The sequence below is a fragment of the Ruegeria sp. R13_0 genome (assembly GCF_017743995.1).
In the GTDB taxonomy this organism is placed as follows: domain Bacteria; phylum Pseudomonadota; class Alphaproteobacteria; order Rhodobacterales; family Rhodobacteraceae; genus Ruegeria.
In genome coordinates this window covers 1-20678 of the sequence record NZ_JAGHRB010000008.1, presented here as the reverse complement: position 1 = coordinate 20678, position 20678 = coordinate 1, and the positions used below count along the sequence as shown (strand labels likewise).

The window sequence follows — 20678 nt, the reverse complement described above, 5'->3', positions numbered from 1 at the left end:
GCACAGAGAGTGTCATGAAGATCAAGAACGTTGTTTTCGCGCCGGGGCTGGCCTCGTACTATTTCGACGATCAGGCAGCGATCAAACAGGGGGCCAAGCAGGACGGGTTCGTCTATTGCGGGCAGGCCCTGACCGACGGCTTTGCCCGCGTCCGGCAATATGGGGAAAGCGTCTCGATCCTGCTGGAGCTGGAAAACGACCAGATCGCTGAAGGCGACTGCGCGGCCGTGCAATATTCAGGGGCCGCCGGGCGCGACCCGCTGTTTCTGGCCTCCTCTGTCATTCCGTTCCTGCAGGAACATCTGACGCCGCAGTTGATCGGGCATGATGTGCGCAGCTTCCGTGAAAGCGCGGAATTCTTCGACACGCTTGTCGTTGACGGCCAGCCTCTGCACACCGCCGTGCGCTATGGGCTGTCGCAGGCGCTGTTGTCGGCGGCCTCGATTGCCAAGGGCAAGATGAAATTCGAGGTCATCTGCGACGAATGGGGGCTGGAGGCCATCGCTTCCCCTCTGCGCCTGTTCGGGCAAAGCGGCGACAACCGCTATGAGGCCGTGGACAAGATGGTGTTGAAACAGGTCGATGCCCTGCCCCACGGCCTGATCAACAACATCCCCCAGAAACTGGGCCAGACGGGCGGGAAACTGGCCGAATACGTCACATGGCTGTCGCGCCGCATTCAGGATCTGCGCACGGATGAAAGCTATCATCCGGTGCTACATATCGACGTCTACGGCACGGTCGGCATGATCTTTGACAACGACGCGGTGAAAATCGCCAACTATCTGGCGTCGCTGGAACAACGCGCGGCACCGTTTGATCTGTATATCGAAGGGCCTGCGGATGCGGGTTCAAAAGACGGACAGATCACCCTGCTGCGCGATATCCGTGCCTCGCTGCAGGCGCTTGGCAGCAACGTCAAAATCGTCGCTGACGAATGGTGCAACACCCATCAGGACGTAGTCGATTTCGTCGACGCCGATTGCTGTGACATGGTCCAGATCAAGACCCCCGATCTGGGATCGCTGCACAATACAGTCGACGCGGCGCTCTACTGCAAAGCCAACGGCGTCGCCGCGTATCAGGGCGGCACTTGCAACGAGACCGATATCTCGGCCCGCGCCTGTCTGCACGCCGCCATGGCCACCAGACCCGACCGCGTGCTGGTGAAACCCGGCATGGGCTTTGACGAAGGCATGACCATCGTCGCCAACGAAATGCACCGCACCCTTGCGCTTTTGAACACACGAGCTGCCGCATGACCGATACCCCTCTCAAACCCTACGAAGGCCTGCTGGTCGTATCTCTGGAACAGGCCGTCGCTGCCCCCCTCGCGTCGTGCCACTTTGCCCAGGGCGGCGCGCGCGTCATCAAGATCGAGCGTGACACCGGCGATTTCGCCCGCAAATACGATGGCGCGGTGAAAGGCTCGGCGTCCTATTTCGTCTGGGCCAATCACGGCAAGGAAAGCCTGTGTCTGGACATCAAGAACCCCGAGGATGCCGCCCTGCTGCACCGTATTCTGGACGAGGCTGATGTGTTCATCCAGAATCTCGCCCCCGGCGCCATCGCCCGCGCCGGGTTTGGTGAGGATGTCCTGCGCAAACGCAACCCGCGCCTGATCACCTGCGATATCAGCGGATATGGTGAGGATGGGCGTTATAGCGACATGAAAGCCTATGACTTTCTGGTGCAATGCGAAAGCGGGCTGGTCTCGGTCAACGGCGCCCCCGGACATCCCGGCCGGATTGGTGTTTCGGTCTGCGATATCGGTGCCAGCATGAACGCGATCATCGGCATACAGAAAGCTCTGATCGCGCGCAGCATCAGCGGCAAGGGCAGCGCGGTGAAGCTGTCCCTGTTCGACACCGCTGCCGATTGGATGACGGTGCCTTTGATGCACACCGTTTACGCGGGCAAGGCCCCTCAGCCGGTTGGTCTGCACCATCCCTCCATCGCGCCTTATGGCGGGTTTACCACAGCGGATGATGAGATTCTGGCAATCTCGATCCAGAACGAACGCGAGTGGAAACGCCTCTGCGCCGATGTAATTGGTCAGCCCGAACTGGCCACCGATCCCCGGTTCTGCGACGCCGCCCAACGGGTTGCCAACCGTGCCGAACTGGACGCCATCGTGGCCGGGTTTTTTGCCCTCCACAGCCGGGCCGAGCTGGAAGGCAAGCTGTTCGCGGCAGCCATCGCCTATGGGGCCGTGAACTCGGTCGGCACCTTTGCCGAACACCCGCAGCTGCGCCGCACGCCGGTCACGCTGGAAAACGGGGATGAGGCGCATCTGGTCGCGGCCCCCGTGCGCCACAGCTTTGACCCGGAAACACCGCGCTTTGGCCGTGTGCCCGCGCTTGGCGAACATACCGATACCATTCGGTCCGAATTCGCCGAGACCGCCGCGGCATGATCCGGTCCTACCTGTTCACTCCGGCGCACCGGCCCGAGCTGATCGCCCGCGCGCATGAACGGGGCGCGGATGCGATTCTGCTGGACCTAGAGGACAGCGTCCCGCGGGACCGCAAACAGGCCGCGCGGGATGGGTTGGCAGAGGCGGTCTCTGTGCTGACCGCCCGCGCTGTGCCGGTTGTGATACGTGTCAATGCCGATCTGGGCGAATGCGTCCGCGATCTTGAGACAGCCATCCTGCCCGGCGTCGACGCGATCATGCTGCCCAAGGTCATCGGAGCGGATCACCTGCGCCTGGTGGCGGACTATCTGTCGATGCTGGAGCGACAGGCCAAACTGCCCGAGGGCCAGATCAAACTGATTGCGTTGATCGAAACAGCCCAAGGGCTGATGAACGCCGCAAGCATCGCAAAAGCAACCCCTCGGCTGACCGCGCTTGCGTTCGGGACTGAGGATTTCTCGACCGATTGCGGCCATGTGCCTTCAATCGAGGCGCTGAAGGGCCCGGCGCAGTCCTTGATCCATGCGGCCAAAGCGGGTGGCCTACAGGCCATCGGCCTACCGGGCAGCATTGCCGAGATCCACGATATGGACAGTTTCCGCGCCTGCGTCGACCTTGGGCGCGCGATTGGTTTCGACGCTGTCCTGTGCATCCATCCACGTCAGGTCGAAATCGTCAACGCGGTCTTCACGCCCAGCGCCTCCGAGATCGAACAGGCAACCCGCGTGGTCGAGGCGTTTGATCGGGCCACTCAACAGGGGCTGGGTGCCGTCATGCTGGATGGCAAAATGATTGACCCGCCCATCGTGGCGCGGGCGCACTCTATGTTGCAATCCCGGCGTCTTTGAAGAAATCCTCCATGAAGGCCGGGCCTTTCTGATCGACGAAATCCCGAAAGGCCCGCGCCGCCGGACGCAGCGGTTTGTTGCGCATATGCAGAACGAACCAGTCGCGATATTCCGGCATCCCTTCGACATTCAGGATCTTCAGTTTTCCGGCCATCGCCTCTAGCGCGATCGTGTGCGCCGATATAAAGGCCAGCCCCATATTCGCCATGACCGCCTGTTTGATATTGGCGTTACTGTCCATTTCCTGCGCCTTGGGCTGCGGCAGGCCCGAGTCCGAGAAAAAGAACTCATGCACCATGCGCGTGCCCGACCCCCGTTCTCGGACGATGAACTGATGGTGCGATAAATCCGAGCGTCGGATGCGGCTGGAACGCACCAGCGGATGATCCGGATGGCCGATCAACACATAGGGGTGTTTGGCGAATTGATGTGCCGTTGTCTCTATCCGGCGCGGCGGGCGACCCATGAGCGCAAGATCGATCTGATCGGTATCCAGCATCTCGATCACACTGCTCCGGTTGGCGATTTTGAACTGAAGATCGCATTCCGGGTGTTCTTGCTGAAACTGCGCCAGCAGATGCGGGCCGAAATTGCGCGCAGTGGTCACCATGGCCACCCGAACCCGGTGGTCCAGTTTGCCCTGCATGATCTGCACAACATCCACCGCCTCGGCCAGCGTTTCGGTCATGCGTTCGGCATAGGGCACCAGGGCCGTTGCAACCTCGGTCGGGATCACCGAGCGGCCAGATTTCTCGAACAGCGGCGCGCCGAATTCCTCGCTCAACCGGCTCATCTGCATCGACACTGCGGGCGGGGTCAGTGACAGGCGCTCAGCCGCGCGCACAAAGCTGCGCGTCTCGATCGCCACCAGAAATATCTGCAACTGGCGCAGGGTAATCTTGTCCGAAGTCGGCGGCATTGCGGCTCCTGTGCGCTAGAAGGCGGGTTTGCGGGTAAAGAAGTCTCCTCCTTTGTCGTCAATAATCACAAATGCCGGGAAATCCACGACTTTTATGCGAAAGACGGCCTCCATCCCGAAGTTGGGAAAATCCAGCGTTTCGATGTTCTTGATAACGTCCTTGCCCAGAACCGCCGCCGCCCCGCCGACCGAGCCCAGAAAGAACCCGCCATGCTCCTTGCAGCTTTGCACGACCGAGGGCGCGCGATTGCCCTTGGCGATCATCACACGGGACGCGCCCAGCGCCTGCAGTTCCGGCACATAGGGGTCCATCCGCGCGGCAGTGGTTGGCCCGAACGAGCCTGAGGCATAGCCTTCGGGCGTCTTGGCCGGGCCCGCATAGTAGACCGGGTGATTGCGGATGTAGTCTGGCAGTTCCTGACCCTCTCGGATCATCCGGGCCAGTTCGGCATGCACCAGATCGCGCGCGACAATCATGGCGCCGGACAGCAGAACCGGGCTTGAGACGGACAGCTTGGACAATTCGGCACAGATATCATCCATCGGCTGGTCCAAGTTAATCCGAGTCGCGGATTGCGCCGCGACATCCTGCGCGGGCAGGAACCGAGCCGGATCATGCTCCAACTGCTCGACCCAGATCCCATCCCGGTCGATCCGCCCTTTGATCTGGCGATCCGCCGAACAGCTGACACCCATGCCAACCGGCAGGCTTCCTCCGTGGCGTGGCAGGCGAATGACGCGCACGTCATGACAGAAGTATTTCCCACCGAACTGGGCACCCAGCGACATTTTGCGGGTCAGCTCCAATATCTGCGCCTCAAGCTCCAGATCGCGAAAGGCACGCCCATCGGGGCTACCGGTCGTGGGTAGATCATCCAATTCCTTGGCCGAGGCTTTCTTGACCGTTTTCAGACAGTGTTCAGCCGACAGCCCCCCAATGACAATCGCCAGATGGTATGGCGGGCAAGCCGTAGTACCCAAGGTCCGTATCTTCTCATCAAAGAACGCCAGTATCCGCTCGGGTTCCAGCAGTCGCCGAGTTTCCTGATACAAAAACGTCTTGTTGGCCGAGCCACCCCCTTTAGCCATGAACAGGAATTCCAGAGCCGCCCCGCTGAGGGCCTCGATGTCGATCTGCGCAGGCAGGTTGGTGCCGGTGTTCAGTTCGCGGTACATACTGAGAGGGGCCATTTGCGAAAAGCGCAAGTTGCGCGTTTCCCACGTGTCCTTGACCCCCTGCTCGACCGCCGCGTGCAGATCGCCCTGGACCAGAACGTTCTGGCCCTTCTTACCGTGAATGATCGCCGTTCCAGTGTCCTGACAACTCGGGAATTCTCGCTCGGCAGAGATCACCGCGTTCTTCAGCAACTCCAGCGCCACGTAGTGATCGTTGGCCGAGGCATCCGTGTCATCGAGGATCTCGCGTAGCTGGGCAAGATGGCTGGTGCGCAACAGATGCGAGACATCCGCAAAGGCGGTTGAGGTCAAATTGCTGACCGCCTCGGACGAGACCCGCAGGAAAGTTTCATCATCGAACCGGGCGGTTTCCAGCCCTTCATTGCCGAGATGGCGATAGCAGGTCGTGCCGATTGTTTTCGTTGTCTGGGTCATGGCGCGCACCCTAGTGAGATACCAAGGAGCACTCAATAGTTCTTAATTTAAATGCTATTTTATTCACCAAAAATTACCAAAAGAGAATCGCGCCAGAATACTCGATTTCAGCAACCGCGAATTCACACCACGCAACGCATCACTTCCCATAATCGAACCGGCTCAGCATTCGGAGACTCAACAGCCCTTCGTTCAGCGCGGGTCGATCTTGAGCAACATCAATGCCTAGATCTAGCTTTACGGTCCGCGCGCGGACCCGTGCAAGGATCAACGCGAAATCAGGCTGACCAACTGGTGTCTAAGCTCTTTGGCGTCGATGGGTTTGTGTATTAACTCCAACCCGTTCGCCTTGCATTCTTCCGTCGTTTCAGGAGAGCGGTTGGCCGAGATGATGCAGGCGGGCACATCGCTGAATTCCGCTCTGATCCGACGCACCGCCTCGGTCCCGGTTTTTCCGCTATCCAGCTGGTAGTCCGCGACGATCGCATCGGGTGTGATACCGATCTCGCGCAGCAGGTCCACGGCCTGATCCTCACTGCTACATTCCAGTACATGAACGCCCCAGGATTCGAGCGTCAGCGTCAGCGCATTTCTGAGATTTGCATCATTTTCAATCAGCAGAACGATCATGTCCGCCAGTTGACCCGTTTTCCTGTCGGCGGCAGCGGGACGGCCTTCAATGAACTGCCCTTGGTCCTGCACCATAGGGATTTCGACGGAGAACACCGTGCCTTTTCCCAACTCAGAGCACAGATGAATCGGGTGGTTGAGCAACCCGCAGGCGCGCTCGACGATGGTGAGACCAAGGCCCATACCTTCGGCGGCGCTTGCGTCGGATTGTACCCGCTTGAATTCCTGAAAAACCATATCGCGCTGATCTGCGGCGATGCCTATCCCGGTATCCAGAACCTCTATCGACACGCGGTTTTTGCGCCGCTTCACCCCAACCAGAACCTTGCCGGTGTCGGTATAACGGATTGCGTTGGACAGCAGGTTTTGAAGGATGCGCCGCAAATAGCTGGCATCACTGGCCACAAGCGCACTGGTGGGCACCACCCGCAATTCCAATCCTTTGGCCTGCGCAACCGGGCGGAAAGCGTCCTCCATCTGCTTGAACATATCGCCAACCGATACGGTCGAGAGGTGGACCGTCGCGCTACCGGAATCCAGTTTCGAAATGTCCAGCAGTGCCTCAAGGATATGTTCCACGCTGTTGAGCGCACTTTCCGCCTTTGTGGCCACATCATGCGTTTCCGCCTGATCCAACCCGTTTTTCAGCGAAGCCACATAAAGCTTGGCGGCGGACAGAGGTTGCAACAGATCATGACTTGCGGCGGCAACAAAGCGGGACTTTGACGCATTGGCCCGTTCCGCTTCGCCCAGTGCGTCGGCCAATTCAACTGTACGCGCTTCAACACGTTTCTCTAGCAATTCCTTGGCGTCCTGAAGCGCCTGCGCCGATTTTCGCTCCGCCGTCACATCGGTAAATGAAATCACATAGCCCTTGTCGGGCATTTCCTGCGCAAAGACAGACAGGATTTTCGACCGCCCCCGATGCAGCAGAAACCGCAAGGGACGCCGGGAGGTGTGCCGTTTGGTCCAGTCGGACAAATCACCCCAGCTCATGCCCGGCTGGAAACTCATATTCGAACCGAGCCGGTCATAGAGCGTTTCAAATTGCGTACCCATCTGGAATTGCCCGACCGGGATCGCCAGCAGCTCGCTGGCCCGGTTGTTCCAGCCAACTAAACGGTGCTTATTGTCGAAGATGCAGACACCCTGGTCGATATGTTCCAGCGTGGCGCGGATCAGGCGCGATTTGTCATCCAATATGCGGTCGCGCTCCAGCCGCTCGACCCGCATGATATCTGTTACATCCGTCTGCAGGATAACTGTGCCCGCATCCTTCGTGCGATGTTCCGAGACCTGCATCCAGCGATTCCCGCTCAGGCCCACATTGAACACCACGTGGTCATCCGCATGACGCGTCAGTCGAAGCTCGGCCCAGTCCACGGGCGCAACACCTTCCGGCAGCAGCAGTGAGCTCGAGCGGCTGACGAGTTCGACATATTCGGTAAAACGCAGACCTGGTTTCAACCGACCCTGGATATCGGGCATATGTAACCCGAAGCGACTGTTGCACAGCACCAGTTTTTCATCGCGCCCAAACAGGGCAAAGCCATCCTGCACCGCCTCGATCGCATTCGCCAAATTGGCCCGAGCAGCCTCGGTTTCCTCATTGGCCTTGGCCAATTGCGCGTTGGACGCGTTCAGCAGGTCCAGAGCGCGCTCTAGATCATCCGTGCGGGTGCGTATCTCTTGTTCCAACACGGCGGCGCGCTGGAATTGCGCATAAGCAGCACCCGAGGCATCGGTGGATTCCTCGACCCGGCGCATTAGCGCCTCGACGATCCTCAGCAGTTTTTCATTCTGGCGTTCGATCGGATCCAGCGGGTCGGTCAGATGCTCGATCATCCGCTAATCGTCCTTGGGCGGGTAGATCGCCACCCCGGTCATCGTCTGATTGACGTGGATCGAGTTGAACTGCTCACCATAGGTCGAGAACCCGACCACATGATTGTCCGACAGGATGCGCGAGATTTCGTGCGTTTTCTGTTTCTCCTGCGCCTCGAGCCGCCGCAGGATACAGTCGCAGGCCAGGATCGTATCGGGTTTTTGCTTCTCGTTCAGCGCTGCGATCTCTTCCCGCAGATGCACCGCCATGTCGCGCGGTTCTGCCAGAGTCAGAACCAACCCCTCATCAATGGCCGAAAAGAACACCAGATCGCCATTGCCCGCGACCTGCTGAATGGCCCGCACATGGTGCTGACCTCCAATCTGGACGACGACTGGATGGGCCGCAAAGGTAAAGGGGGTCAACTGTTCGGGGTCTTTGCCAAGGATGCGCGCATATTCCCGCGCTGCGGGTTCCGCGTTGATTTCCTGAACGATGCGGTTGACCGGGTCGGCTTTGGTCACGACCATGCGATGCGCGGCCGGAACAAGGTGATCGGTCTTGAACACCTTGATCGGGCAAGAGGTTCGCACTTGCACCAAAATGGCTGCGTTCTCCAGCGCCTGTGATCCATGCAGAACATAGGTGTGGCCGAACTCGGTCCCGTCGCCGGCTGACCCGCCAAACAAAGGTACCGGCCCCAACCCCATCGCCAACTCGGATGTCAGTTCGTCTTCTTTCGTGGACAGCCCGTCGATCATCAGGAAGGTGAATTCGTTTTCCCAAGCGGGAAAGCTGCGCGTCATTGCCGTTCGGTTGTGGATCATTTCGGCAATGATGTCTTGCGCGCTAAAAACATCCAGATCCGGTACCAGAATGGTACGCGTTTCAAAATGTGAGCGCGGCAAGGCAAGCGCGACGATCTGATCCTCGTTATAGCCACCTTCGGCAAGCTCTCCGGCGGTGGTGCATCCGACTACCATCGTGGGCGCAAATTCCTGTTCAGCCTCGGCGATCACCGCCTTAGGATCGGCATTGGGGCTGACAAACAGAATGACAAGCGCCATGGGGTCATCCCCCAGCGACTTGGACAGTTCCCTGACTGCGTTGTCGGCGCTGCATTCCGCAAATGCCGTCTTTACGATGCCTGGCCTGACGGACTGGGCGCTGGCCCATCCGAATGCTTGGTTCATCGCGACTCCTCCCTAAAGCCCGACGATTGCTGAGAGGTTAGAGTATCTGACCCTAGTCTTGCAATACGCTGGCAAAGGATGCTTTCTTGGCAATCAGAACCGCCTGAGTGCGGCTTTGAACGCCAAGTTTCCGCATGATTGCAGTGACATGCGCCTTAACCGTGGTTTCGGCAATCGACAGGTCATAGGCGATCTGCTTGTTCAACTTGCCCTCACAGATCAGTTGCAGAATGCGGCCCTGTTGGTTGGTCAACGCGGCAAGCCGGTTGACCGCATCGCTATGTTCATCCTCTTCCTCATCTTCGATCAGAACGCAGCCATCGGGGACAAAGATTCCCCCCGCATGCACCGTCTCGAATGCGGTACGGAACACATCGCGCTGGCTGTGCTTGGGTACATACCCCGATGCACCTGCCTTGATCACTTGGCTGATCACACGGTTGTCGGTCAACGAGGACACAACGATCACAGGCGCGTCCGCCGCGGATTTCAAGCGCACCAAACCATCCAGGCCATCCACATCCGGCAGGTTCAGGTCCAGCATCACCGCATCTGGCTTCAGCCCCTTGGACACAAGTTCCATAGCGTTTTCCAAACGGTCTGCGGTGTGAATTTCGCCGATCTCGGCCACGCTGCGCAGGGTCATCGACAAGGCGTCGCAGAAGAGCGGGTGATCGTCGACAATCAGAACATTCTCAAAGTCGGTCTGTCTGGCGGGTTGTGCAAGCATCAAGGTCGCCTTTGCATTGAAACTCTCTTTGCTCTGAGTCTAGCAACACCTTTGGCAAACGCCTACTGGCGGAAGGTCGTAGACCAAAGAAAACGCGCGCCCGGATGCCGAGCGCGCGATCTTTGGGGTCAGAACCCGCCTCAGTTCGCCGAGGCCAGCTCTTTCGGCAGGCGGAAGGTCCACAGGGTACCGCCCTGGTTCAGATAGTTGACCTTCTTGGCCACTTCACCGCCCCACAGCGGAACCGCGCCGCCCCAGCCGGAGATGATCGAGACATACTGCTCGCCATCCTGTTCCCAGGTCACAGGCTGACCGACGATGCCGGAGCCGGTCTGGAACGACCACAGTTTCTCACCGGTTTCGTCATCGAGCGCGATGAACTCGCCCTCGGGGGTGCCGAAGAAGACCAGACCACCAGCCGTGGTCATCACGCCCGACCACAGCGGAGCGTCGTTCTTGTATTCCCACTTCCACTCGCCGGTATCGGGGTCGATGGCCTTGAGCGAGCCGATGTGATCTTCGTAGTTCGGCTTGATGGTAAAGCCCGCGCCCAGATAGGCGGCCCCTTTCTTGTAGGTGATAGGCTCATTCCAGATATCCATGCCCCATTCGTTCGAAGGCACATAGAAATTGCCGGTGTTCTGCGAGAAGGCCATTGGCATCCAGTTCTTGCCACCCAGGAAGGACGGCGAGGCAAAGATGACCTCACCCTTGTTGCCATCAGCCGCAGCCGCCGGATCACCGGGGCGGTTGTTTTCCACAAAGATCGGGCGGCCGGTCTCATCAATACCATCGGCCCAGGTGATGTCCTTCACAAACGGAGTGGCCGAGACAAAAGCACCATCCTCGCGGTTCAGGACATAGAAATACCCGTTCCGGTCGGCGGTCGCGAAGCGCTTGTTGCCTTCGCGGTCGGTATAGGCGACCACTTCGTTGACGCCATCATAGTCCCAGCCTTCGCGCGGGGTGGTCTGGAAATGCCACTTGATCTCGCCGGTTTTGGGGTCGATCCCGATGCGGCTGGCGGCATAGAGGTTGTCGCCCTTGTTGCCTTCGGTCGGGGTGCCCGCATTGCGCAACCAGCTGTTCCAGGGGGCCGGGTTGCCTGCGCCAAAGACCAGCGTGTCGGTGTCAGCGTCGTAAGAGCCGCCCAACCAGGTCGCGCCGCCGCCGGTTTTCCACATGTCACCGGGCCAGGTTGCGTTCAGCTCACCCGTCATGGTGCTTTCTTCGCCATTCAGCGTACCCATATGGCCTTCGATCACGGGGCGTTCCCAAACCAGATCGCCGGTATTGACGTCCCGCGCCTGAACCGCGCCGACGATACCGAACTCACCGCCCGAGTTGCCGGTGATGACCAGACCATCAACAATCAGCGGGGCAGCCGTATAGGAATAGCCGGCTTTGTAGTCGGCAATCTTGTCGCGCCAGACCACATCGCCCGTGTCCTTGTTCAGCGCCACGATCCGTGCGTCCAGCGTGCCGAAGATGACCTTGTCGCCATAGATGGCAGCACCCCGGTTGACCACGTCACAGCAGGGCAGAATGCCTTCGGGAAGGCGGGCATCGTATTGCCAGACCTCTTTGCCAGTCTCCAGATCAATCGCATAGAGGCGTGAATAGGACCCGGTGATATACATCATCCCGTCATAAATCAGCGGCTGGGTTTCCTGCCCGCGCTGCTTTTCTCCGCCAAGACTGAAGGCCCAGGCCGGAAGCAGGTTCTTGACGTTGTCCTTGTTCAGCGTGTCCAGCGGGCTGTAGCGCTGCAAATGCCGTCCCATACCATTGGTCACAACCTGAGTGGTGATCGTTTGGTCATTGGCCAGATCGTCTTCGGTAACTTCTGCATAGGCTGCGCCGGTTGCGACAATGCTCGCAGCGGCGGCCATGATAAACCGGTTCATCGGTATCCTCCCTAGACTTATGTCTTTCCTCCACGCCGAATCTCCGACGCGTCGGGATTGTTGGCGAGAGTATTATTCGCAGGCAGGCACCGGTGTTGGAATTGCACATTGGTCGTAGGGCGCAAACGGGCGATTTCAACTAGGTTGAGCCATCTTTTTTGATGCGCGAGGCTATGATGCGGCGGCTTTTCACTTGGTTTTTTCCTGCGGTTTTGATCTGCACGCAGCCTACGCTGGCCGATCCTCTGTCCGGGCAAAAGGCCATTTCTCTGGTCAACGGAGAAGGCAACAAGCTATTGATCGGAAAGGTGACTTTCGAAGCCAATGGCGACGCCACAGCCTATCAGATCGACCTGAGCGCAGGCCCCTTCGCAGACCATTTCCTGTCCATGCGCCCGTTTCGCTGTCTTGAGGGGCCGGACAAACTCTGGTGCCATGTGCCATACCCTTATACTCTGCGACGCGAGGTCTCGGACGATGATCTGACCGATCTGGAATACGACCTGCTGTTTATCCACAAGGGCGCCACCGAATACGGCATTGATATGTGGAACGGGGTCTACTACCGCCTGCAGCGCGACGGTGACCGCCTGATCGGACAGTTGCACGAAATGGATATGGGCCTCCTATCGGCCCCACCTGAAGACGGAGATCTCCGGCCCGTATCCGAGGCAGACATCCATGAGGCCGATCCCGACAGTCACTGGCTACCGCAGATCGTGATCGACTAATCACTGGTCTGAGATGCTGCTCAGATAGGCCAGAATGAAGTCCTGCACCGTCCGGTCCTCGATCCCGACATGACGCATTTTTGTGCCGGGCATGAATCCGTCATTGTCTTCCATCCATGCGCGCAAAGCGGCGGGTGTCCAGACGATGCCTGATCCGGCCAGAGCCTCGGAATACTCATAGCCGTCGACCGTGCCCGCCCTGCGCCCGACGACACCGTCCAGCGGAGGGCCATAGCTGGGGTCGGTCGCGCCCGGCGCGTGACAGCGGCGGCACTCCGATAGGAAAAGTGTTTCCCCCGCCTCGACCTTGACGCGGTCAAAGGTGGATTGGGCATATGCAGGTGCGACTGAAACAGCACTGGCAGCAAGGCCAAGGGACAAGACGATGTGTTTCATTTGATCCTCCGAATGTTTGTCGGAGTATAGGCCCGCACCCGGGGGCCCAGGCTTGACGCAAATCAAGAATTCAGGCGCGCGGCCTCATCCTTTGGTCGTAGAAAACGCAGAAAATCAGGTTTTTTTCAGAACAAGGGCGCGTATTTCCACTCATCCGCGTCCGGGGTGACCTCGTTCGGATCATAGCCAGACTCTTGCAGACGTTTGGCGATCTTCAGGCCGTCGCTTGCGGCTTCATCCACATAGGCGCGGCCCAGTTCGGGGTCTTGCGCCACCCCGTGGCCGCGCAGCAGGTTTAGGCCGTAGTTGAACTTGCCCACCGGATCGCCCAGATCAGCGGCGCGTTTGTCCCATGCGGCGGCGGCATCGGGATCGTAGTCTCCACCCAGCCCGTTATTGTCCAACTGCCCCATCCATGTCATCGCGCCTGTATACCCGGCATTGGCGCAGTTTTCGAACAGCTTGCGCGCCATCTCATGCCGGCCGGATTTGGTGATGTAGTAGCCGGTCGCGCAGGTCGTCATATCGGTGACGCCATTGTCAATATTGCTCATGACGCGGCCAAATCCCGTGTCCTGCGGATTGAGCGTGCCGTATTCATCCTCGACCGTCTGAGCCGAGGCGGCTGTGCCCAGAAACAGTAGTGCAATTGCGATACGGATCATGAAAGAACCCTCCGTTTGAAAGGCATACTAGCGCATCGGGGGGCGCATTTCACCTCTGCCATGGTCGTAGACGGCTTAGCGACCGGGGCGTTTGATCCCGCGGGCCGGGTCATAGCCCCACAGCGCGAGGCCCAGAAAGGCCAGTCCGGCGAGGATGGTCCAGCCAAGGGCCGAGCCGTTGAACTGACCATAGAGCGCAAATCGGATCAGCTCGACCGCATAGGTAAAGGGGTTGAGCGCGCAGATATCGCGCAACAGGGCCGAGCTTTCGGCCATCTTCCACAGCGGGTAGAGCGCCGAGGACAAGAAGAACATCGGGAAGATGACAAAATTCATCACCCCCGCAAAATTCTCAAGCTGTTTGATGGCCGAGGACAAAGCCAAACCCAGCGCCCCGAGCATCAGCCCGGCAACGATCAGCGCGGGAAAGACGCACAGATACCCGTACCAGGGCATATCAATCCCGTAGATCGCGGCTACCGCCAGAAAGGTATAGACCTGCAGGATCGAGATCGTGGTGCTGGCCAGCAGGCGGCAGAACAACAGCCACCATCGCGGCAGAGGGCTGGTCAGCAGCAACCGCATCGACCCCATCTCGCGGTCGTAGACAAGGCTAAGAGAGCTTTGCATGCCATTGAACAGCATGATCATGCCGCACAGGCCCGGAACGATGTAGATCTCATAGGTGATATAGGTCTGATAGGGCGGCGTGATCGACAGGCCCAATGCCGCGCGGAACCCGGCGGCAAAGACGATCAGCCAGACCAGCGGGCGTACCAAAGCTGCGATGAACCGGCTGCGCTGGCGGGCAAAGCGCAGCGCCTCGCGGATCAGGATCGCGCGCAGGGCGATCAGCGCGCCACTCATGTGGCGGCTCCGGTCATCGACAGGAAAACTTGTTGCAGGGGCTGGTCACCCTTGATGTCGCGGCAGGTCCCTTGTGTCAGCATTTTCCCCCGATGCAGAATGGCAAGCTGATCGTCGGGGGTGATCTCATCGGTCAGATGGGTGGCCCACAACACGGTCAGCCCATCCTGTGCTGACAGATCATGCACATGTTGGGTGATAGCGCTGCGGGCTGCTGCGTCCAGCCCCACCGTCGGTTCGTCCAGCAACAGGACCGAGGGCGCATGGATCAGGCAACGCGCGATCTCCAGCCGTCTGCGGTGGCCACCATTCAGATCGCGGGTGCGTTCGCTTGCGCGTTCGGCCATATCCAGACGCTCCAGCGCGGCGGCGATGCGGCTCTCGGCTGTGCGACCTGACAGGCCATGCAAGGCGGCGAAATAGCTGAGGTTGCGATGAACCGTCAGGTCCAGATCCAGCGTCGGCTGCTGAAACACGACCCCGATCTGCGCCAAGGCCTGACGGGGTTGTTGCGAGATATCGAACCCCGCCACCTCAATCACCCCCTGCGCGGTGGTGAACAAGCGGGTCAGCAGGGAAAACAGCGTCGATTTCCCTGCGCCATTGGGCCCCAGCAACGCGCAAAACGCGCCCTGCGGGACGTGAAAGCTCACGTCATCAAGGGCGCGTTTGTCGCCATAGGCGTAGCTGACATTGCGGACCGAAAGCCCTGTCACTTAATGGTAATCTCCAGCCGCTGCGTTTCGCCGGTGCTGCCCGGCACTTTCAGATAGTAGCTGCCCGGCTTGATCGCGACAAAGCCTATTTCCATCTCGCCCGCCTCATCGAATTCAACGGAATCGACGCCCAGAGGCCGGATTTCCAACCCTTCGACCACGATCTCATCGACCCAGATCGCGCGGAAGAACTCCGGCCCGACCAGAGCCAGTTCCTGACTGCCGTCGCCCTGAATTTCGAACTCATAGTAGGTGCCGGATTTCAGCTCCCATGGGGCCTCGGCCAGTGGCACACCGGCAGAGAGCGTAATCGGCGGCAAGTCTTCTTTGTTCTTGGCCGACAGCAGCCCCGCCAGACCAAAGCCATCGTCGTCATCATCGTCGTCAGCCAAGGCTGCTGTTGGCAAGGCCAACGCAAGCATCGCAATCACGCGTACCAGTCGATTCATCTTTCTGTCTCCTCAAGTATTATCAGTTGGTCGGACGGAAGGCCGCGCCCCAGGGGAAACGCCCAACCTTGATCGTCTTGATCGGTTCGCGCTTGGCCACATCGATCACGGTCACATCGCCAGACACGCCGTTGGTGGTGAACAAAAGCGACTTGTCGGCGTTGAAATCCATATGCCAGACGCGTCGGCCTACGAGGATGTAATCCTCAACCTCATAGGTTTCGGCATTCACGGCCGCCACATGGTTCGACGGCCCCAGCGCGACAAAGGCGGTCTCATCCCCGTTGGACAACTCAAAGCCCACGGGCTGCACCCGGTCGGGGTGAACGCCTTCGACCTCAAACTCGATCTTGGCCTTTTCGGTCTGGGTTTCCACGTCGAACACGGTGATCGTACCGCCGATTTCTGAGCTGACCCACAGCTCGGTCCCGTCCTTCAGGAACTCGGCATGGCGCGGGCGGGAATCGACCAGAGTATTGGCGAACAGCTCTTGCGTCTCGGTGTCGATCCAATGGGCCATGTTGGTGGTCTCAGACGTGGTGATGGCAATCTTGCCATCGGGGGAAACCGCCATCCCTTCGGGTTCGATCCCCACGTCGATCTGAGCGATCACCGTGCGCGATTCCGTATCCACCACCGTGGTGATCGCGTCGTCTTCGTTGGCGATGTAGAGATGCTTGTCATTGGGGTGCAGCACAAACTGCTCAGGGTCCTCGCCCGAGGGCAGGTCATGGAGAATCTCGCCCGTTTCCGGGTCCATCACCTGCACCGAGTCACTGTCGGACGCGCAGATATAGAGAACCGAGTAATCCTTGGAGAACGTGATCCCACGCGGGCGTTCTCCGGTCTCGATCGTGCGGATCACCTCAAGCGTTTCGATGTCGATCACGCTGAGCGTGTCGTCCTTTTCATTGCTGATCCAGATTTCATCCGCAGTGGCCGGAGCGCAGAGCGCGGTCGCTGCCAGAAGTGCTGCTAGTCTCATCACTGTTACTCCTTGAATGCCTGACACTGGCTTTCGGCTTCATCAATGCCAAGCGTGTCCAGTTCGGTACGTTGATGCAGAAACCCCTCAAGCGGGGCCATCGCCACCACGGCGCGATCCGTGACCAGAGGGATGGGTTGCCGCAACTGGCCGTTCCAGGCCCGGAAATTCATCGCGCGGCCTTTGAAGCCCGCCAGTTCGAAATCGTCCGACAGGATATAGTCGCGCAGAACCGCCGGATCGTCGGATTGGGTGCGCGTCACCGCCTCGCCCAAGGCCCGGTAAGCCGCCCACGCGGCATAGTCCTTGGGACGCATCGCCCGCCCCGCCTGATCGGCAAAACGGTTCTGCATCTGCACAGCGCCCCATTGTTCAACCACGCGCGACCAAGTGACGGGCTGCAACCCTTCGGACCCGGCAACGGGGCGCGGCTCCCATGTGTTGAAGGGGATGTAGCGGCCGAAATCGTCCAGCTCATCGGCGATAAGCAGCACGTCATAGTCGCCGAACTCCTGCGTAAACAGTGGCACCTCTTGCGCTGCGTTGCGTCGCAGATCGGCGTCGAACACCCATGTCTTTTCCGCTTGCAGCTCCAAACGGAATTTTTGCAGAGACCGTTTCAGCGCCTCGGCAAAAGCCTGATCCCCCGGATGCTCGCCCGCGATCAGCACGATTTCGTCCCACCGGCGTTTGACCAGGAATTGCGCCAGAGCGTCTGTGCGCATCACGTCCGATGGCAAGGTGTGCAGCAGGTTGGCGCGGCACTCGGCCTCGCGCAGCGATAAATCGGGGGCCGAGGCGTTAAACAGCACTGCACCCGCCGCTTCGGGCAGATCGGCGACCTCAAGCTGCGCTTGCACAGGTGCGTCCAGAATGACGAAGGGACTATTAGCCAAAGCCTGCCGAGCGGCTTGCGCCCAGTCCGCGCCCTCGGGCACCGTGGTCACCGTCAGATCGTATTTGTGCCCCAGAAACTTGGCCGTTGTCAGGTTGTCGGCCAGGCCCAGCTCGGCCCCCGCCATGCCCAGATCTTCGGGAATCGGATCAAGGTTGGACAGCACCGGAGGGCGCTCGACCTCTTGCTGCAGGTAGGTCACTGAAATCGCGACCTCGGCCTGCGCAGCGCCAGATGCCAGCGCCAAACCTGCAAGAACAAAAGATAATCTGAACATGTCTGCGCCTCCTCCCCGGCCCTTAAAGTAAAAGCCGGACGAAAACGGGAAAGCCATTCGACCTTAGTCGCAGATTTGACCCATCTGCAACCAAGGTCGAATGTCGCGATGATTTGGCCTGCGTTATGACCGGGGAAAGCATCAATAGGAGGATGAGATGCGTCTTGGTTTTTACAGCGCGGCGCTTGCGGCAACGGTGACAGCGGGAATGGCGCTGGCACATGGAGATGTCGCGCCCCAGCCGGTAAATACGGATGCCCTGCCCGACGTGAGCGAGGAATGGCTGATCGAAAACCCCTATCGCGATCAGGGCGAAGAGGTCTGGCAGGCTGCAATCGAAATCGGCGATTCCGGCTATAACCAGAACTGCGCGCGCTGCCACGGTCTGGGCGTCGTATCGGGCGGCCTGGCCCCGGACTTGCGCTACCTCGAGGCCGAAGAATACGGCGATGAGTGGTATATCGAACGCTTCCGCGAGGGCTATACCCAAAACGGTATCACCAAAATGCCCGCCTTTGGCGATCTGCTGGGCCAAAAAGCAGCTTGGGCCATCCGCACCTATATCGAAACCCGCCCCGATGACGGCGCGCTGGACGATCACTCGGACCGGTTGAAGGAAATCCGCGACGAGCTGGTCGCTATGGCCGAGGGCGCGGATGGGGACACTGCTGCCCTGCAATCCGAACTGACCGAGATCGCAGGCACAATCGAAACAGGCTCGGGCGCGCCTGTTGCCGACTCGGTAGCCCTGCGGGCCGCCGTGCTGATCTCGGGCGAGACCCCGGATTTCGCACAAGCGGCAGAGCAGCTGACTATCGGATTGTCTGCCGCGCAATAGAACGGCAGACTGGGGCACATGATCGGACGCCATTTCATTCTCTCCCTGTTGGTCGCCGCCCTGTCCGCCGGGTCGGCTCTGGCCAGGTGTGAAGACCATGTGCCCCAACCCAAACCCCAGAATGCCAGCCGTGATATCGTGGGCGCGGACCTCGATACCATTGTCGAGCGGGGCTATATCGAGTTCGCAGCCTACGAAGATTTCGCGCCCTGGTCCTTTGAGAAAGACGGCAAGATTCAGGGCGTGGACATCGAAATCGGCAAGCTGATCGCGCAGGATCTGGGGGTCGAGCCTCGGTTCAATCTGGTCGCAGCGGGAGAAAACCTTGAGGCCGATCTGCGCAACTGGATCTGGAAAGGCCCGCTGATCAACGGGCGCGTGGCCAATGTCATGCTGCACATTCCCTATGACAGCGAATTCGCCTGCCGCGTCGAACAGGTGGTGTTCACCGGCCAGTATCATGACGAAGAAATCGCCATCGCCTTTCGCCGCGATGCCTATCCCGAAGACCCTCCGGTTCCGGCCTATTTCCGCTTTGACACCGTCGCGGTCGAAAACGATTCGATTGCCGATTTCTACCTTTCATCTTTTCCCGGTGGGCAACTGTCGCAGAATGTCAGCCGGTTCCCAACCGCAGATCAGGCGATGGAGGCTTTGGCCGCAGGCGAAACGATGGCCGCAATGGGCCCGCGCGCCCAGCTAGAGGCCGGGCTGACCCCCGATCTGGATATCCACACCCCTCCGCTGCCCGGCTTTGCCGTCAGCACCTGGACCAGCGGCGTGGCCGTGCATTTTGCCTATCGCGGCCTCAGCTATGCGGTCGATGACGCGATCTATGCGGCGCTTCAGGATGGCCGCATCGCCAAAATCTTCGCGGATTACGGGCTGACGCACACCCCTCCGGAACTGCGCTGACTACGCCCAAGGTCGCATATGCTTTGCGGCCCCGACGCCCTAGGTTGGAAAAAACTCTGGAGGAGTGACATGGAGTTACATGACAGCCGCACAATAGCCGCGTCCCGGTCCGAGGTTTGGGATGCCCTGCTGTCGGCAGATGTTCTGCGCGAATGCGTCCCCGGCTGCCAGGAGATGACCGGCACCGCCGAAGACGGATTCGACGCCACCGTGGTACAGAAAGTCGGCCCCGTCAAAGCCACGTTCAAAGGGAAAGTGACCCTGTCCGACATGGTGTCCGGCGAAAGCCTGAAACTGTCCGGCGAAGGCAAGGGCGGCGCTGCCGGTTTTGCCAAGGGCGCAGCAGATGTCACGCTGTCCGACGTCCCCGAAGGCACCTTGCTGACCTACAACGTGGACGCGCGCGTGGGCGGCAAGCTGGCCCAACTGGGCGGTCGTGTCGTGGACGGGTTCGCCAAGAAAATGGCGGATCAGTTCTTTCAGAATTTCCAAAGCGCGGTCGAGGTCGAGCCAGAGGCCCCCGCCGACGAAGCGGCAGCTGAACCCGAACATCAAGCGGAAGAGGCAACCGAAAAGAAAGGCTGGCTCAAGCGCGTATTGGGCGGTTGAGCTACGGATTTAAGGGAGGAAAATGTGATGAATATATCGCTGACTGTGAATGGTCTGTCTGTGAGCGGTGATGTTGAGGGTCGGACGTTATTGTCTGGTTTTTTGCGGGATCATTTGTCTTTGACGGGAACGCATGTTGGCTGTGATACGGCGCAATGCGGGGCCTGTGTGGTGCATGTAAACGGCGAGGCCGTGAAGTCGTGCAACATGCTGGCGGTTGAGGCCGACGGGGCCGAGGTCGGCACGATCGAGGGTC

The 20678-nt window shown here is 59.6% G+C and carries 21 protein-coding genes; 8 read left to right on the top strand and 13 right to left on the bottom strand.

Annotated features, from left to right (window positions below; genetic code table 11):
* Positions 1-14 precede the first annotated feature (14 nt).
* Genes J7394_RS11755 through J7394_RS11745 form a run of 3 tightly spaced genes read left to right on the top strand, consistent with a single transcriptional unit; the run spans position 15 to position 3264 of the window.
* The gene (locus J7394_RS11755) at positions 15-1262 is read left to right on the top strand and encodes a methylaspartate ammonia-lyase (RefSeq protein WP_209253213.1); all 1248 of its coding nucleotides are present in this window, start codon (positions 15-17) and stop codon (positions 1260-1262) included.
* A complete protein-coding gene (locus J7394_RS11750) occupies positions 1259-2416 on the top strand; it encodes a CaiB/BaiF CoA-transferase family protein (RefSeq protein ID WP_209253211.1) in 1158 nt (385 codons plus the stop codon). Before J7394_RS11755 ends, J7394_RS11750 begins: the two co-directional genes overlap by 4 nt.
* Positions 2413-3264: a CoA ester lyase gene (locus tag J7394_RS11745; protein WP_209253209.1), complete on the top strand. Its 852-nt coding sequence runs from the start codon at positions 2413-2415 to the stop codon at positions 3262-3264. The genes J7394_RS11750 and J7394_RS11745 overlap by 4 nt, the downstream gene beginning before the upstream one ends.
* On the opposite strand, the gene J7394_RS11740 is transcribed toward J7394_RS11745, so the two are convergent.
* The 6 genes from J7394_RS11740 to J7394_RS11715 form a co-directional block, all read right to left on the bottom strand.
* Entirely contained in the window at positions 3239-4183 is a 945-nt protein-coding gene (locus tag J7394_RS11740; RefSeq protein ID WP_209253207.1) for a LysR family transcriptional regulator, read from the bottom strand. The genes J7394_RS11745 and J7394_RS11740 overlap by 26 nt on opposite strands.
* Positions 4184-4198: 15 nt before the next feature.
* Positions 4199-5794 carry a FumA C-terminus/TtdB family hydratase beta subunit gene (locus J7394_RS11735; RefSeq protein WP_209253205.1) on the bottom strand — a complete coding sequence of 532 codons (1596 nt, stop codon included), beginning with the start codon at positions 5792-5794 and terminating at the stop codon, positions 4199-4201.
* 267 nt (positions 5795-6061) lie between these two features.
* Complete coding sequence (locus tag J7394_RS11730) at positions 6062-8269, bottom strand: PAS-domain containing protein (RefSeq protein WP_209253203.1); 2208 nt, start codon at positions 8267-8269, stop codon at positions 6062-6064.
* Positions 8270-8272: 3 nt separating this feature from the next.
* Positions 8273-9442 (bottom strand): FIST N-terminal domain-containing protein, encoded by a 1170-nt coding sequence (locus J7394_RS11725; RefSeq protein ID WP_209253201.1) that lies wholly within the window; start codon positions 9440-9442, stop codon positions 8273-8275.
* A 52-nt stretch (positions 9443-9494) separates the two neighbouring features.
* The gene (locus J7394_RS11720) at positions 9495-10172 is read right to left on the bottom strand and encodes a response regulator transcription factor (RefSeq protein ID WP_209253199.1); all 678 of its coding nucleotides are present in this window, start codon (positions 10170-10172) and stop codon (positions 9495-9497) included.
* A 140-nt stretch (positions 10173-10312) separates the two neighbouring features.
* Positions 10313-12079 (bottom strand): PQQ-dependent methanol/ethanol family dehydrogenase, encoded by a 1767-nt coding sequence (locus J7394_RS11715; RefSeq protein WP_209253197.1) that lies wholly within the window; start codon positions 12077-12079, stop codon positions 10313-10315.
* Between the two features lie 173 nt (positions 12080-12252).
* Here J7394_RS11715 and J7394_RS11710 point away from each other — a divergent pair, with 173 nt between their 5' ends.
* Positions 12253-12810, top strand: coding sequence for a hypothetical protein (locus tag J7394_RS11710; protein WP_209253195.1), 558 nt, complete (start codon positions 12253-12255; stop codon positions 12808-12810).
* On the opposite strand, the gene J7394_RS11705 is transcribed toward J7394_RS11710, so the two are convergent.
* The 7 genes from J7394_RS11705 to J7394_RS11675 all read right to left on the bottom strand — a co-directional run bounded on the left by J7394_RS11705 (position 12811) and on the right by J7394_RS11675 (position 18060).
* Entirely contained in the window at positions 12811-13206 is a 396-nt protein-coding gene (locus tag J7394_RS11705; protein WP_209253193.1) for a cytochrome c family protein, read from the bottom strand.
* Positions 13207-13331: 125 nt separating this feature from the next.
* Entirely contained in the window at positions 13332-13871 is a 540-nt protein-coding gene (locus J7394_RS11700) for a sel1 repeat family protein (RefSeq protein WP_209253191.1), read from the bottom strand.
* 75 nt (positions 13872-13946) lie between these two features.
* A complete protein-coding gene (locus J7394_RS11695) occupies positions 13947-14738 on the bottom strand; it encodes an ABC transporter permease (protein WP_209253189.1) in 792 nt (263 codons plus the stop codon).
* On the bottom strand, positions 14735-15454 hold the full coding sequence (locus J7394_RS11690) for an ABC transporter ATP-binding protein (RefSeq protein WP_209253187.1): 720 nt from the start codon (positions 15452-15454) through the stop codon (positions 14735-14737). Before J7394_RS11690 ends, J7394_RS11695 begins: the two co-directional genes overlap by 4 nt.
* The gene (locus J7394_RS11685; protein WP_209253185.1) at positions 15451-15903 is read right to left on the bottom strand and encodes a hypothetical protein; all 453 of its coding nucleotides are present in this window, start codon (positions 15901-15903) and stop codon (positions 15451-15453) included. The genes J7394_RS11690 and J7394_RS11685 overlap by 4 nt, the downstream gene beginning before the upstream one ends.
* 22 nt (positions 15904-15925) lie before the next feature.
* Positions 15926-16888: a YVTN family beta-propeller repeat protein gene (locus tag J7394_RS11680; protein ID WP_152460706.1), complete on the bottom strand. Its 963-nt coding sequence runs from the start codon at positions 16886-16888 to the stop codon at positions 15926-15928.
* Between the two features lie 5 nt (positions 16889-16893).
* Complete coding sequence (locus J7394_RS11675; RefSeq protein WP_209253183.1) at positions 16894-18060, bottom strand: ABC transporter substrate-binding protein; 1167 nt, start codon at positions 18058-18060, stop codon at positions 16894-16896.
* Between the two features lie 157 nt (positions 18061-18217).
* Here J7394_RS11675 and pedF point away from each other — a divergent pair, with 157 nt between their 5' ends.
* The 4 genes from pedF to J7394_RS11655 all read left to right on the top strand — a co-directional run.
* Positions 18218-18898 (top strand): cytochrome c-550 PedF, encoded by a 681-nt coding sequence (pedF, locus tag J7394_RS11670; protein ID WP_209253181.1) that lies wholly within the window; start codon positions 18218-18220, stop codon positions 18896-18898.
* Between the two features lie 18 nt (positions 18899-18916).
* Entirely contained in the window at positions 18917-19813 is an 897-nt protein-coding gene (locus tag J7394_RS11665; RefSeq protein ID WP_209253179.1) for an ABC transporter substrate-binding protein, read from the top strand.
* A 69-nt stretch (positions 19814-19882) separates the two neighbouring features.
* Positions 19883-20422 carry a CoxG family protein gene (locus J7394_RS11660; protein WP_209253177.1) on the top strand — a complete coding sequence of 180 codons (540 nt, stop codon included), beginning with the start codon at positions 19883-19885 and terminating at the stop codon, positions 20420-20422.
* Positions 20423-20449: 27 nt separating this feature from the next.
* Positions 20450-20678: (2Fe-2S)-binding protein (locus tag J7394_RS11655; protein ID WP_247748187.1), on the top strand; the 229-nt coding region annotated here is incomplete at its 3' end.